The sequence below is a fragment of the Paenibacillus uliginis N3/975 genome (genome assembly GCF_900177425.1).
In the GTDB taxonomy this organism is placed as follows: Bacteria; Bacillota; Bacilli; order Paenibacillales; family Paenibacillaceae; genus Paenibacillus_AQ; species Paenibacillus_AQ uliginis.
The window spans coordinates 2208434-2223738 of sequence record NZ_LT840184.1 but is presented as its reverse complement, the minus strand read 5'-3'; the positions used below and the strand labels follow the sequence as shown (position 1 = coordinate 2223738).

At 43.6% G+C, this 15305-nt stretch carries 13 protein-coding genes; 2 read left to right on the top strand and 11 right to left on the bottom strand.

Annotated elements, in window-relative coordinates; all coding sequences use genetic code 11:
- Nucleotides 1–158 precede the first annotated feature (158 nt).
- Nucleotides 159–785: a LysE family translocator gene (locus B9N86_RS10510; RefSeq protein WP_208919079.1), complete on the top strand. Its 627-nt coding sequence runs from the start codon at nt 159–161 to the stop codon at nt 783–785.
- Between the two features lie 24 nt (nt 786–809).
- Here B9N86_RS10510 and B9N86_RS10505 read toward each other — a convergent pair whose 3' ends face one another.
- The 5 genes from B9N86_RS10505 to B9N86_RS10485 all read right to left on the bottom strand — a co-directional run bounded on the left by B9N86_RS10505 (nt 810) and on the right by B9N86_RS10485 (nt 8684).
- A complete protein-coding gene (locus B9N86_RS10505) occupies nt 810–2207 on the bottom strand; it encodes an amino acid permease (RefSeq protein WP_208920203.1) in 1398 nt (465 codons plus the stop codon).
- Between the two features lie 240 nt (nt 2208–2447).
- The gene (locus tag B9N86_RS10500) at nt 2448–3911 is read right to left on the bottom strand and encodes a PTS transporter subunit EIIC (RefSeq protein WP_208919073.1); all 1464 of its coding nucleotides are present in this window, start codon (nt 3909–3911) and stop codon (nt 2448–2450) included.
- A 349-nt stretch (nt 3912–4260) separates the two neighbouring features.
- On the bottom strand, nt 4261–4758 hold the full coding sequence (locus tag B9N86_RS10495) for a PTS sugar transporter subunit IIA (RefSeq protein WP_208919072.1): 498 nt from the start codon (nt 4756–4758) through the stop codon (nt 4261–4263).
- The gene (locus B9N86_RS10490; RefSeq protein ID WP_208919071.1) at nt 4758–5645 is read right to left on the bottom strand and encodes a PRD domain-containing protein; all 888 of its coding nucleotides are present in this window, start codon (nt 5643–5645) and stop codon (nt 4758–4760) included. Before B9N86_RS10490 ends, B9N86_RS10495 begins: the two co-directional genes overlap by 1 nt.
- Before the next feature lie 294 nt (nt 5646–5939).
- A complete protein-coding gene (locus B9N86_RS10485) occupies nt 5940–8684 on the bottom strand; it encodes a CHASE3 domain-containing protein (protein ID WP_208919070.1) in 2745 nt (914 codons plus the stop codon).
- A 253-nt stretch (nt 8685–8937) separates the two neighbouring features.
- Here B9N86_RS10485 and B9N86_RS10480 point away from each other — a divergent pair, with 253 nt between their 5' ends.
- Entirely contained in the window at nt 8938–9528 is a 591-nt protein-coding gene (locus B9N86_RS10480) for a cupin domain-containing protein (protein ID WP_208919069.1), read from the top strand.
- A gap of 81 nt (nt 9529–9609) precedes the next feature.
- Here the strand turns inward: B9N86_RS10480 and B9N86_RS10475 are convergent, their stop codons facing one another.
- From B9N86_RS10475 to B9N86_RS10450, 6 genes are all read right to left on the bottom strand, one after another.
- Nucleotides 9610–9987 carry a DivIVA domain-containing protein gene (locus B9N86_RS10475; protein WP_208919067.1) on the bottom strand — a complete coding sequence of 126 codons (378 nt, stop codon included), beginning with the start codon at nt 9985–9987 and terminating at the stop codon, nt 9610–9612.
- A 216-nt stretch (nt 9988–10203) separates the two neighbouring features.
- Nucleotides 10204–10767 (bottom strand): ArsR/SmtB family transcription factor, encoded by a 564-nt coding sequence (locus B9N86_RS10470; protein ID WP_208919064.1) that lies wholly within the window; start codon nt 10765–10767, stop codon nt 10204–10206.
- 77 nt (nt 10768–10844) lie between these two features.
- Complete coding sequence (locus B9N86_RS10465) at nt 10845–12116, bottom strand: MFS transporter (RefSeq protein WP_208919062.1); 1272 nt, start codon at nt 12114–12116, stop codon at nt 10845–10847.
- 177 nt (nt 12117–12293) lie between these two features.
- Nucleotides 12294–13304, bottom strand: a complete 1011-nt coding sequence (locus tag B9N86_RS10460; protein ID WP_208919060.1) for a Gfo/Idh/MocA family protein — start codon at nt 13302–13304, stop codon at nt 12294–12296.
- Between the two features lie 24 nt (nt 13305–13328).
- Nucleotides 13329–13688: a replication termination protein gene (locus tag B9N86_RS10455; RefSeq protein WP_208919058.1), complete on the bottom strand. Its 360-nt coding sequence runs from the start codon at nt 13686–13688 to the stop codon at nt 13329–13331.
- A 303-nt stretch (nt 13689–13991) separates the two neighbouring features.
- Nucleotides 13992–15176: an acyltransferase gene (locus B9N86_RS10450; RefSeq protein ID WP_208919056.1), complete on the bottom strand. Its 1185-nt coding sequence runs from the start codon at nt 15174–15176 to the stop codon at nt 13992–13994.
- Nucleotides 15177–15305: the final 129 nt, after the last annotated feature.

The window sequence follows — 15305 nt, the reverse complement described above, 5'->3', positions numbered from 1 at the left end:
TCATAATATGTGTTAATTTTTATAATCACGCAAAGATACGTGGCTTGTTAGCTTCATATTTAATTTTCAACATCGGGTATTACCACTATAAAGGTCTGAATATAATGGGTACGAGCTTACATGTACAAGGCTATTTCGTTCGGATGGGAGAGAACACAATGAGTCTTTTTCTAAGTTACATCTTTCTAGGACTTTCTTTATCCGCCCCAGTTGGTCCGATTAATGCCGCCCAACTGGACAAGGGGCTGAAAAAGGGATTTTGGCACGCTTGGTTATTCGGTCTGGGCGCTGTGATGGCCGACATCCTGTATATGGTTCTTGTATATATGGGTGTTGTTCACTTTCTGAGTACCCCGTTCATGCAAACCTTCCTTTGGCTCTTCGGGGCTTTCGTTCTGATCTATACTGGCATCGAAAGTGTCGTTAGCGCCGGTAAAGTAACGATAAGCTCAAACAAAAAGGAGGATTCCCTGTTGTCATCGGTGTCGTCCGGTTTTCTCATGTCTCTATCCAATCCAATGACAATCTTGTTCTGGCTTGGAATATACGGTTCTGTTCTAGTGAAGACAGCTTCAGATTATGGTACGGGTGATCTTCTACTATACAGTGCTGCTGTAATCTTTGGTGTTCTAATCTGGGACTTTCTTATGGCAGCCATGGCTAGTACTTTCCGTAAATATTTGAGTAACCGAGGGATCACATTCATTTCGATTATTTCCGGGCTTTCCTTGATCGGTTTCGGCATTTATTTTGGCTTTAGAGCAATCAAATTGCTATTCTTTTAAGCATTGCTCTAAATGTGACCTGTACTAGCGAATCGGTTTAGCACGAAGCTTTGAACGTTTCCGTTCTTTCTGATCAGGGTTCTCTTTCTCCTCTTTCCGCCACACCGACTGCATAAACAGCACTACAGCAGTTATAATCGCAATAAAGCCAAGACTGATCCAAAATCCAGGACGACTGGTTGCATGGAACAAGGTTCCGCTTACAGCAAGCAGAATCAGAAGCATACCGGTATACCTTTTAATTTGACCCCAAGCGGTCAAATCCAGATTCCTTCCAGCCGAAATCAGAATAAAAAACCAGTTATAAAGCAGCATTAATCCTGCCGCTGTCGTTAAATACTCATAAATTTTTCCTGGCATAAGTAGGGATAAAACAATCGAAGCAACGAGTCCCGCAGCTGTAAGTCCTAATGCATACATCGGAGTCTGTCGTTTAAACATTTTCCGGGAAAACAGTGTAGGCGCATCATGATCCTCAGACAAGGAGATGAGCACCGTTGTTACTGCATATAGGGAGGCCACCATGGTCGAGAAACCGGCAATAATCAATACCGCATTAAAAACATGAGGCACGAATGGCAGATTGTACGAACTTAACGCGAAGATAAACGGGCTTTTTGTGGTAGGGAACTTGTTCCAGGGAGCCATCGTTACGACTGCAGCAAGCGACAGCACATAGATAATTGCCAAAATCAAAATCATCACCCTGCCTGACTTAGGCGCCTCTTTCGGATCCTTAAGTCTTACTGCCATTACCCCCATAACCTCGATGCCGCCAAAAGCGTAAAAAGCAAAGATAAGTGATGACCATAAACCTAATCCTCCGGTCGGAAAGAACAAGGAACCAGTCACAGGAGCTTTCGGTTGGATTCCACCTTTAAGCCATCCCATCAATGCCGCAGCTGCGATCACAAGGAACATCACAATCGCTGCAATTTTAATAACAGCAAGGATATTTTCCAGACGGTCAAAGCCTTTATTCCCGATCCAAATGACGATTAACCCCAAAACAGCATACCCCGTAGCAAACAACCACATGGGTATGTCTGGAAACCAGAATTGTGAAAATATCGAAAGAGCGGTCATTTGGCTGCCCATAATTAACACTTCCGAGCACCAGTACATCCATCCTGTCGAAAAGCCAGCCCATCGCCCATGGGCCTTTTTGGCGTATGTACGGAAAGACCCCTTTTGCGGATCTTCTGCCGTCATGCGTGCCAAAACATCAAACACGATAAACGTACCAAGTGCTGCCAGCACAAAAGAGATCAAAACCGCCGGACCGCCCAGTTTAATTCCAAAAGCTGATCCAAGAAAATAGCCTGTTCCGATCGTTGAGGCTACACCAAGCAGCGACAGCTGCCACCATTTTAAATCTTGTTCACTTTTGGTTCCTGATTTTTTTGAGTCTGATGCACTAATATGAATCCCCCCCTTTTATAGCAATGTCCAAATTAGGACACAAGCTGTTCCGTTTCATTATGCGCTGACAGCTATGTGCATAATCCCCCCTTCAATCATGAAAATTATCCTTAATAACCTGATTTTGGGGCGTATAATTTGCCTGCTGGCCGGGGTATTCCAATATCAGTTTTCATAACATGCTTTAAATGATGAAGCACAAAAAAGAGCGGGCAATGACGCCCGCTCTTTCGTATGATTTTACAACAATTTCTTGATATCATCCTTAATAGACTCAGCCTGCGTTCCAAACACAACCTGTACAGCACCTTGACCGAGACGCATGACTCCGGAAGCTCCCAGCTTTTTAAGCTCAGCGTCCTTGACAGCCTTGTCGTCTTTAACCACGAGACGCAGACGGGTAATACAAGCATCGATACTCGTAATGTTCTCTGGTCCACCGATGTTTGTAAGAACTTTAGCCGCTTTCGATTCCCCAGATACAGCAGCAGCGGATTTTCCAACAGACGCATCAGCAGCTGCCTCATCCTCATCCTCATCATCTTCACGCCCTGGAGTCTTCAAGTTTAACTTAACGATGATGATCCGGAAAAGGAAGTAATACAGTACCCCGAAGGCCAGACCAACAGGTATGAGCATCCATGCATTAGTGGACAGCTTCAGATATAAGAGATAGTCGATCAGACCAGCCGAGAAGGTGAACCCTAAATGGACATCCAACAAGTACATGATTAGACCCGAAAGACCTGTCAATATCGCATGTACAACGTATAGTAAAGGAGCAAGGAACATGAAGGTGAATTCGAGCGGCTCTGTAATACCGGTTAGGAACGAAGCAACAGCTGAACCGATAACGATGGAGCCAACAAGTTTACGTTTGGATGGCTTTGCCGTATGAATGAAAGCAAGTGCTGCTGCTGGCATGGCAAACATCATAATCGGGAAAAATCCAGTCATAAACATGCCTGCCGATTTGTCTCCTTGCATGAATCGGGTCAAGTCACCTTGAACAACCTGACCAGCAGCATTCGTGAAGTCACCAATTTGGAACCAGGCAATCGAGTTAAGCACATGGTGCAAACCAAGCGGAATTAAGAGACGGTTAGCGGTACCAAATAAAAATGCTCCAATACCGCCTAGGCTTACAATCCAGTTACCGAAGTCAGCAATAGCGAGCTGTATCGGGTACCAGATCATTCCGACCAGAACTGCTAAAACCATCGTAGTGGCAGCCGTAATGATAGGTACGAACCGTTTTCCAGCAAAAAAGCCGAGCCAATCTGGCATCTTAATTTTGTGGTACTTACTATATAAATACGCAGACCATATACCGATTAAGATACCGCCAAGCACTCCCATGTTCAGCTTAACATCATCTGCAATAAAAGGCATTTGCAGCGGCACTTTGTCCATTACTCTGACCAGCACCAAATAACCAATTAGAGCGGATAACGCGGCAACCGCATCTCCAGCGAAACCGATTGCAACACCGATTGCGAAGATGATCGGCAAATTCTCCAAAATCGCTAACGCACCCGAAGTCATAAATGGTGTTACATATTGATTAAGGAACTCACCGACTACACCTAAAGGAATATCTTTCTGATAGTCGATCATACCAAGACCTTGCAAAATACCTGCTGCAGGCAGTGTAGCCACAGGCAGCATAAGAGACTTACCAAGCTTTTGTAATTTTGCCAGCATGTCAATCATCCTTTCAATTTCAATAATTTAGCATATGACTGAAAACGTTTACATAATGCATCGAATGAATAACCTTTTTGTTCCTTTACTCCGGTTAAACAATCCTGTCTAAGGACAACCCCCTCCTTGTTATGGGAAGTGTATTTAACATTTCAAGGCCGCATGTCTCTAGCTGTCATAACCCCCTGCAGTCCACAAAAAAAGCCAAGAAGAACGATGACTACATAAAGTAGTCACACTATCTTCTTGGCTCATGCCCAAATTCATGGTAACACGCCTTAAAACGTATTCATTTGATGTTGTTATCTTAATTCAGTATATCAGGATTGTCAATGACAAAAAATTCTAATTAGGAATTTAGGGTGATGCTGAGCACGGAATCTGATCCGGCAGTCACACTTCCTGTATGCCCTTCAACATCAGAAGCTAACTCATCGGCATTCGTGACAATCACCGGCGTTACAATCGGATATCCTGCAGCCTTAATTGTGTCAATGTCAAACTCGATTAAAGTCTGACCGGCTTTAACAGAATCCCCTATACTGACATGACTCGTATATCCTTCACCCTTCAATCCTACCGTATTAATCCCAATATGGAACAGATACTGCAGTCCTGTAGCTTTCTCCTCAAGCATAACGGCATGCTTGGTTTTGATTACATGCGCAACGGTGCCGTCAAAAGGAGCAACCAGACGTCCTTCCGACGGTTCGATAGCGATACCTTTGCCCATATGTCCTGCGGCAAATGCTTCATCTGGTACTTGAGACAGAGGTACAGCTTGACCTGTAAGAGGGGCTTTAACCTCGACTTTATTCACAGTTTTCTTTTTCCAACGTTCAAACATTAAAATTCCTCCTTAGCTTGGCTGCTTTGTTGTGTACGTCCTCTAAACAATCGGTATAAGTGCATGGCCAAGAAGCATACCTCAGCTTCCGGAATAGGACTGCCAAGATCTTGTTCCATAACTTCAGCAAGATGTTTGGCCAGCCCGTATTCACTCGTAAATTTACTTTTGATTTGCTCTGCAAACGGGTTATCCACGTTAACAGATTGGTTTAATATTCGGTCAACGGAGAACCGCAAATGCATGAGGAGCCGAACATGGTCCATACTGCCATTTTTAAATTGTATCCCGCGTTCCTGCTCGATGATATTTACAAGGCGTCCCACCATATTGGAAGCTTTGACTAGCTGACCAACGGGAACATGACTTACAGCTGAATACACATGGTACGTAAGAAAGCCTACCTCATCCTCCGGAACCTCTATGTTAAAAGCCCGGCCAATCATTTCTGCGGCCTTCAATGCTATTTCATATTCTTTTGGAAAGCTGATCTTGGTCTCCTCCAGAAACGGATTGATAATATCCATCCCTTTCCGGATACGGTAAATCGTAAACTGAATATGACTAGGCAGCGCAAGATACACTTTGTCATTCAGTTTACCCGGAAATTCTGTAGTGATGCTGTTTAAAATTTCATCAGTAATTTCGAGCACTTTAGGATCGAAATCCTCCAGCAGATGATGATACTGACTCCACTGTTCCCGATCTTCCAGCTTAAACAGCTTCTCGATGCGGGGATCATCCGAAGTGATCGCATCACCCGTCTTGGTCCCGAATCCGATTCCTTTGCCAAGTATTACATACTCGAGTTCTTTTTTGCCGCCTTGAACCATTACGACGTTATTGCCGATAACCCGGATGACCTTAAACGTTTCCGTCCCGCTCATGCGCATCCCCCTTTCTTATAAGCTTAAACCGATTTTGGCAGAAGGATTCACTAAAAATAGAAAAGCCAAGAAAAGGCCTTAAGAAAAAGGCTCTCCTTGGCTCATGCCCGCAAACGGTAACACGCCACTTCAATGTGGATGATATAAATCCATCATAATCCATATCAATAACACCGTCAACTTATCGTCGTTAAGCAAGCACTTCCCACTCTTTTTTGTTAAAAGTCACAAAATGCCCTTCTTCATATTGGATATAAATGTCTGCCAATGATGCTGTTGCAGGAGCTTTTGTTCCTATCCATGTTTAACATCCATCAACGATACACGTATTGCCGCGATTACATCGCTCAACTGCACTGGCTTGCTGAAATAACCGCTCGCACCCGCCGCTAAACATTTATCCTTGTCTTCCTTCATCGCCTTTGCCGTTAATACAATGATGGGCAGAGATTGTAGTACAGAATTCTCACGAATCCTTTTCATCGTTTCATATCCATCCATTTCAGGCATCATGATGTCTAGAAGCACCACATCAATATTTTGTTCCATGTCAAGTATTTCAAGGCATTCATAACCGTTTTGAGCAGTTAGCACCTTCATATTCCTTTTCTCGAGCGCATTCGTAAGCCCATAAACATTACGTATATCGTCATCGACAAGTAATACCGTTACTCCCTCCAGTTGGAGGGTTTCATCCCATTCCTGAACATCATCCTCAAGCAGTGAATTAATGTTCCAACGAGGATTCTTCTCTATTGTTGCTGCAACCTCCGGTACGACAAACAATCTCTCATTATGATCTCCATCGGTATTCGCAGGAAGATAAAGAGTAAACTTACTACCTACTCCTTCCTTGCTCTCAACTGAGATATGACCGCCCAATAATCTCGCAAGCTGCAGGGATATGGACAAGCCCAGACCTGTACCGCCAAATTTGCGTGCCGTAGCCCCATCTCCCTGACGGAATGCTTCGAAGATCGGTTTCAAATTCTCATCTGATATTCCAATCCCTGTATCTTCGACCGTAAAAGTAATCATCTCTTTCTCTGAACAATAATCATCTTTATTCATGGAATCCACTTTGCCAATAGATAGCTTCACTTTACCCTCATCGGTAAATTTAATAGCGTTCGACAACAGATTACGTATTATCTGATGCAGCCTCATCCCGTCACTGTATATGATGTCAGGAACAATTGGATCCATTTCGATCTCAAAGCGAAGCTGTTTACTTTCCGCTGACTTGTCAAAATATCCTCGCATGATTTCTGGAAGCTCCGTCAGATTGACCAAATCCACTTCGATCACCATTTTTCCTGCCTCCACCTTCGACAGATCCAAAATATCATTGATCAAATTCAGCAGTTCGCTACCCGATTTATGAATAACAGACGCATAGTTCCGTTCTTCCTCCGTTAAATGCCCCTCTTTGTTCTCTGATAAAATCTGCGACAGAATCAGCATACTGTTGAGCGGCGTACGAAGCTCATGTGACATGTTGGCCAGAAACTGCGATTTATACGTCGAGCTTTGCTCTACCTGCTCTGCGTATTTTTCCAATTCCTTCGCGGCTTGTTCTGCAGCATCTTTTTGCGCTTCCAGTCGTTCATTCAACACTTGTGATTCGGACGCATGCATTTGGAGTTCCTCCGTCTGCGCCTGAAGCTCTTCTGTCTGTGCCTGTAACTCCTCCGACTGGACCTGCAGCTCTTCGTTCAAAGCCTGGGATTCACGGTACAGCTGCTGTATTTCCATTTTATTCAACATGGAATTCAGTGCAACACCGAGCACCTGAAGGAGCTGCTCTAGAAGCTGCCTTTTTTCATCATCCATAGGTTTGAACATCGCCAGTTCGATCACGCTCAGCACTTTGCCCTCAAACATAACAGGTGCAACTACCAAGCTGGAGGGTTCTGCATCTCCCAGACCGGACTCGATACGTACATAGTTAGGTGGTATATCGTCAAACTGTATGATCCGCTTCTCAATCATGCACTGACCAACAAGTCCCTCTCCCGGGGAAAAACGATCACGCACCTTGTCCCACGGTTCACCGTCCGGATCAGCAAAGGCTGCAGCCTTAACCAGCTCAGTATCATTTCGGTTAATAAAAAGTGCTGCGTAAGGGACGCTCATCACTCCGGCAGCTTTATGAATAAAGAATCGAGATAATGTATCCAGCCGGTCTGCGCTTTGGAGCAGTGTAGACATGACGGTAACCTGATCTTTAACCCAAGCTTGACGGCTAACATTGGACAATAGCTTATTCGTATTCTCAGCCAGATCGAGTACTTCATCACGGGTGTTCACCTTGATTCTCCGGCTAAGATTGCCACCATCGGCAACTCCGTCCGCTATACTCGAGATCATCTCAGTTACCTGGCGAATAGGCCTAACGATACTCTTGGATATAACAATCGCTGCAAGAATTGTAGCTAACGCAACTGCTGCCCAGAGTGAATACATGCTGATCAGCAGATTGGTATTGCTATTTTTCATGTCATCGATACGCTGCGAGGTCAACTGTCTTTCTGCGTCACGAAACTCGGTGAACTGGCTGCGGATCATATTCATCGCTTGCTGGCCGGGATCATCAATAAAAAATTGCAGTGCTTCTTCATCCTGCCCTGCCTGCTTAATTCGAACCGCTGGCTGACCAGCAACCTCAATCCATTTATTAATGTTATCCTTAATGTTAGACAGGTTGGTCAATTGAGTCGCATTATCTGCGATTAACTGATGTAACTTGTTATAATTCATCTCCCATGTCGACAAGGCCATTTCGAATGGCTCCAGATACACAGGGTCTCCGGTAATGACAAATCCACGCTGCCCGGTCTCCAGTTCAAGCATGTTTTTTTCGATTTCATGGGTTAGACTGTTAACTTCAATATCATGTTGTTCAATGAAATCAGCTTCCTGCTGGAGAGAAGTCAGGCGACCGGAAACAACCCACAGAAACACACCAAGACATAATAGAACAAGCACATATCCAAAAATAATCTTGGTGCGGATTTTTATTTTCAGGCTGTTAGGCAAACTGCTAACCTCCCTGTTACTTCGAATTCTTTCTTATACAATATAGTAATTGTAATGAAAATGGTTTACAAGGTAAAACATGCTCCCTGTCCCTCTTCGTGACTTTTGTCGTAGGCCATCACACACAATTCCAGGACAGAACTCGTCAAAATTCGTGAGATAAAGAAATGTAGCTTCTGAAGCAGATTACTAGGCATTCCTGCATAGAATAAGACAAACTGTCTGAAATATAACGGAAAGGCGGTTGTCTGATATGGTCTATTCATCTCTGAACCGTGCTAACAGTCTCAATCACAGAATCGTATGGAATTTATCACAGCACACCCGAACAACCACCACTGGATCACAATCGGATCTGACTTCAGCGATGATTCCTTTAATGAATTCCATGTCAATGACCGACCAGGTATTGAATCGCGGACAACGGGTCTCCCCCCATTGGCATCCAGATTCCAATGAACTCTGTTATGTCATAAACGGGGAGTTCTCTGTAACGGTTGTTGAGCCACTGTCTGAAAGCCATCAAGCGTTCGTACTTGTTCCCGGCTGTGCTATTTTTATACCTGCTGGATGGTATCATGACATAACGTCACTCAGTGATGATGCCCGCCTGATCTCCATTTATAGCACGGACGAGCCCCACATCATCGAAGCGTTAGTTGCATGGAGCACGATCAATAAGGAAGAACATAAAATGAATGACTTACCTGTACGACCCGTATTCAACCTAGGTATACTTCACGAAAAAGCCCCTGACCAAACTAGCGCAAACCGCGAAAGGAATAAAAAAGACTCAAAAAAAGCAGCTGTTCCTTCTCCGCCTCTCCTCACCATCAAGTCGTGAGGAATAACAAAACCACGATTCACCGCAATGGGCGAATCGTGGTTTTTATGTAAATCTTCACAAAAACTTATAAAATATGATTTAATCGATGTAAAATTGCTGTTCCGGACGAATTCTTTTCTTGAGCAATGCAAGATCTGCTTCCAGCTTAACGACGACTTCTTCAACCGCTGTTGGATCAATAACTGGTCGTTCCGGTTCAGGCCTTACTCCTGCTTTCAGATCACGAATAATGATCTGCTGTTCCTGCCACTTATCCATCAGATCGGAGATCGTAGCGTAGAAACGTTCATAGTCCTTTATAACATCGTCCAGGAACGAATCAACCTCTTCTGCATCATAACCCCGCAATTTATTGGAAAAATCTTTTTCATGGATAGACAAAGCGTCCAGTTGAATGCCCAGCTGTCGGAAAAGCTTCTTTTGTTTATCCAATCGGCGTTTCATGTGTTCATCCATTGTCGTATACCTCCAAATATTGGTACATCACCTAATTCTGGTCCTTCTCCTTTCTTTTTTATATCATATTCAAGGTTGTTATTAAAACCGTTTGACACTTTTTTGGAGAAAGTTCCAAAATCACTTTGAATACCTTGTAGTTCATCAACGAATTTGAGAGATTCCTATATCTAAGATGAAAAGAACCGGACCGATGAACATCGGTACCGGCTTTTTTCATGAATCCGAATCATTACGGATATTGGTTGCAAAGAATTCATAAGCGCGGTATTCTTCGCCTCTTTTCTTACTTTTGTATTTCTCAGACATTTGTGAAATTTCTTGAAAAAAATAACGTGCCTCTTCATCTGACATATAGAGGGTATCATTGATCATACTCGCATAAGGTTTATCTGTGCTTTTGACCTGTTTGAAAAAACGCTCTTTATTTTGTTCATACAACTCTGACAAAAGCTTATAAGTTTCAGACCTCATCATTTCATTGGCCGATGGTTCATTATTAGTGTCTTTCCGCTTGATTTCAATCGTCCCTGAGAAAGGCAAATAGTATTTGGCCACAATGCCATTGATCTCTTTGGTCGATACGATTTGCACTAGCCCGATTTTTTCCAGCTTTTTCACATGATAATGAACTTTAGCAGGCACTTCCCCCAGTTCATCAGCTACTTCCTTCACAGTTGCTGCCCGGTCCAATTTATAAAAAGCATTTAATATTTGCAGCCGGTAGGGATCCGAATAAATCTTAATTTCTTCCAGCGTAGTTAGAACTTTCGTTTCCACATCCGTACACCTCAGTTTCACGATTCAACGTATATTATTCCATTATAGGCCGGATGGGTATAAAATACAAAGTTCTGCTAAATGGCACGGAAGCTTTTTTTGCCAAAAAGGAAAAATATCGGAATGATTACTAGCAGGCCCATAACCAAATAGAGTATCTGTGGTGAACTATGTTTGGCTGCCAATCCGGTCAGGAAACTGCCAAGAGGCATTGCAGCGGTGCACATCACAGCAAGCAGTGATCCAATACGCCCGAGCATCTCCCGTGGCGTTACTTCCATTAAATAAGTAGAAACAGGAGTACTCGCCAATGTAACTGCAAAACCTGTTATGAGGAAACTTACCGAGGCCACCTCCATCTGGAAGTAAGGCAAAACTGCGGGCAGACTCATTAACGCATATCCAGTGCCAAGCAGCAATGTACCCGTCAGAATCAACGAGCTTTTTCTAAATTTACTCCCGTAATTACCCATCCAAATTCCGCCGGCAATCATCCCTAACATAAGAGCGGTCCCCAGCACACTCATTCCTCCGGCTCCACCGCCCAGCGTTTCCCGTACGTATATTGGCTGCAGTACGTTAAGTGGAGTTAGGCAAAAATTAATAAACGTTGCCAGAAAAGTTGTTGTTAGAAGAAGAGAATGTTTGCGTATAAAGGAAAGTGCTTCTTTCATATCCCCCAGCACACTTTTGGGTTGTGGCTGTTGTGACGTTTCTTGATCTAATACACGTTTTTCATCTGCCTCCGGATTTGGGATAAAACCGATAATGACAGCAGACAGGATAAACGTCAGTGCGTCAATGGCGATCGTACCGGCTATACCAATGAAAGCAATAAGAGCTCCCGCAATTGAAATGCCGATAAGTTCAGAGGTTTTGCTGACAGAAGAGGAGAAAGAATTGCCTGCTAACAGTTTTTCTTTCGGAAGGAGTCTGGGAACAAGTGACACTTCGGCAGGCCGCGAGAAGCATTCCAGTGTTGAGTTCATAAATGTAAACAGAAACAAATGCCATACCTGGATTTGGTCTGTTGCGTACATAAGCGCTGTCAGCGTTACAATGATACCTCGACCGGTATACGTGACGATGAGAACCAGCTTTTTAGACCATCGATCCACGAACACACCTGTGAACAAACTGAAGATCAAGCCAGGCAGATAATTAAAAGCAAATAGTGATCCCATTAACAGCTCTGACCCTGTTATTGTATATACCATCCAACTGTAAGCGATGGAATCAACCGAATCCCCGAATCTGGATATGATTTGTGCCAACATATACATCATATAAGGCCTGATCTTGATCAACTGCCGAAATCCTTGTTTTTCAATGACGGCTGTGTTTTGCATGTCACTTCTCCTCTTCTATAAAATATTTATAACGTTAAATTTATTTTTACGTTAATTTTATTTTAACGATTTTTCTTCACATTGCAATAGGCAAAAAAAATAAACCTCCATTTAATTTTGGCGGTTTATTTCGCAAGTTTCACTCAAGTTCCCTAATTAATAATGCTTGATATACGATCAAGGTTGTCTTATCACAATTCGTGTTGATGTGCGGGCAGATTCACGACAAGCATCAATCACCCTCATGTTATAAATGGCATCCTCCGGACTAAACGGAAGGGGAGCGCCATCCAGTACTGCCGCAGCCACTGCATCAGCCTGAAGTGCAAAATGATTATGTGCTCCAAGCTTCTCTTCTCGGGTTCCTTTAGCCGTGTGTATTAATATTTGAACCTGATCCTCCATTCGCTCCCACCCGAATGCAGATGGCAATTCGATTCTTCCCTCAGTCCCGGAAATCTCTAAGCAGCATCGCGAGTAAGTCCACATACCGCATTCAAAAGTCAGCCCAAGGCCATGATCGAACTCCAGCAGCCCATGTGCCATCATATCGACTCCATCATGATCTTCGGAAAAAGATGCATGTACGGTAATTGCCTTTGGCTCCATCCCATATATCATCCGAGCCGCTGAGATCGGGTAACAACCCACATCATAAATCGAACCTCCACCCATTTCTCTGCTGTACCTTACATTATTCTTGTCTGCCACATTGTTGAAGGTAAAGCTGCCATGTATACCGCGGATTTCCCCAATCTCGCCACGATCGATGAGTTCTCGAACACGAGCATGCTTAGGATGATAACGGTACATAAACGCCTCGGCAAAAATAACCTTGTGCTCCCGTGCAGCAGCAACCATTTGACGCACATCTACTTCACAAAGAGCAGCAGGCTTCTCACATAACACATGCTTACCAGCCTTCATCGCCTTGATCGACCAAGGCTTGTGCAAATGATTAGGCAGCGGTATATAGATTGCATCAATATCAGGATCATCGAGTAATTCTTCATAGGAACCGTAAGCTGTTGGAATATCAAACTGTTCGGCAACTTCTGCAGCTTTTTTCTTATCTCGGCTGGCGATGGCGGCTGCTTCACAGCGTTCTGATTTTAGTATGCCAGGTATCATAGAATTTCTAGCGATTTTGGCTGTACTCATAATACCAAAACGCAGTTTATTACCCATGAAGTGATTCCTCCTTTGGTCTCCTTAATAATTATCTATTACCGCTTTATTAAGTATACCTAAACACCGATCGAGATCACTTTTCACTTGTTTTTTGTAAAGCTTGGCTTTTTCGACCCCATCATCGGTAAAATGATAAAGTACGATTTCCTGAAAGTCGACTCTCGGGTCGCTGCCCTTCAATTGCTTCGTCCGATAAAAAACACCCTCCTGTACCAGCTCATGAAGCGCCCGGTAAATCTCGCTCTGCGGGGGTGAATAACCGTATTTTTTAAATTCTTGCCGCATTTCTTCCAGCATCTGATACCCGTATCCCCGCTGCTGCTCAACCATCGTAATAAGATAAACTTTGATAAATGCCCTTTGAGCGACCATAAAAGCCATCCTGCCGCCTCCTTCCTTGAAATCTTGAATTCGCTTTATATTCCATTATAAACCACCGTTTCCCATTTTGCACAACAGGGGAAAACCTGCTCCTTTTAACAGGTTGGTGTATGTAGATAGGGAATAAGTATAGAATTGAGGTGACCGTACCTAAGTATGATGATCGAAAGGTTTATTATTGTGAATTTTTCATATGTTGAAATTATATAATATTTAGGTATTCATATAGAAAAAACCGCCTTTTAGGCGGTTTTAGTTGCTTTAGGAAACCAGTATATTGTCAGTTGTCCTCAACTCTTGATGTTACATTTTCACCGATGTGTTTAATTCTCGTTTGGCTACCGCCTGCTTCCGGCCTCTTCCGCCTGGTACTCCTGCCAGCCATTTACCAAATGGCATCAGTGCGAACAACCGCGCGCCCATATAAGCCAGCGCTACGCTAATTATCCACGAGGAGATGATCCGGATTAAAGATGGCGTTGAAACCATAAGGCTCTCATCCAGCAAATAACTAATGCGCAGTGTCAGTAAATGCATAAGGTAAGCGCCGAAAGAGTAGAGACCTAGACTGGATAATCCAGCGTTAACAGATCTTCCAGATCTCCGGCATATCCATCCTGCGAGATCATACATCGCTAGAATAGAGCTGATAAGGAACAACGCCATCCATGGTCTTAGGAGTGACAGCGAATAGAACGTAATCCGCGCTCCATCCGCCAGACGGATCTCATTTATTCCTTGCATCAGAAGAAAACCGAACATGAATACAAAGATGGTCCAATACACAGGTCTTGCCCGATGAATCCACTTAGACCACATCTCCGGATTCATTCCCGCAGCAGCTCCCAAAATAAAATAGAACGAGAAATTCAGTGCGTTTCGGTCGGCATAGACCGTAAATAATTCACTCCATACAGGAATATGAAGTCCGCCCATAAAGCGACCAATATCAGAGATGTAAGCTGTCATAACAATAAACAGTACACCCGTCGCAACTAAAAGTATCACATTGACACGGTGTGTTAACCGGTTGGATATACCACGTACTACTGAACGGTACACCGGGTAGAGAAGATAAAATTGAAACAGCATTATAATATACCACAGGTGTGAACTTGCCTTTCCTGTAATGAGTATACTTCCCAGTTCAGTCCATCCCTCCATAGAATCTAGGTGGAGTTTCCCATTAATCGCAACATGAATGATGGTCCAGATGGCAAACGGTATATAAATATCACTAATACGTCTTTTGACAAAGTTACCATATTGAAGTTGTCCCGAATCATTATAAAAAAGAACCATTCCTGTAATAAAAATAAATGCAGGAACGGCAAATTTGGTAGCCATAAGCAGTACAGCCATCAAAATGCCGTCAGGTTCTGTCATCCCTTCAGCCACCGAATAATGGGCAATCGAGTGCTGCATAACGACAGCCAGGAACGCCATTCCTCGAAGACGTTCAATTTCTAGTATTCTCTCTTTCCGCATTCCTTCTCTCTCCGATCCTATTAAACTGTCATCCCATTATAAATGAAAGAGATGCAGTAACGACATACGTCATTTATTCCAGAGCTGCCAATTTGCCGCTTAAAGTAAAAAGTCCGGTTCCTGGCAGGA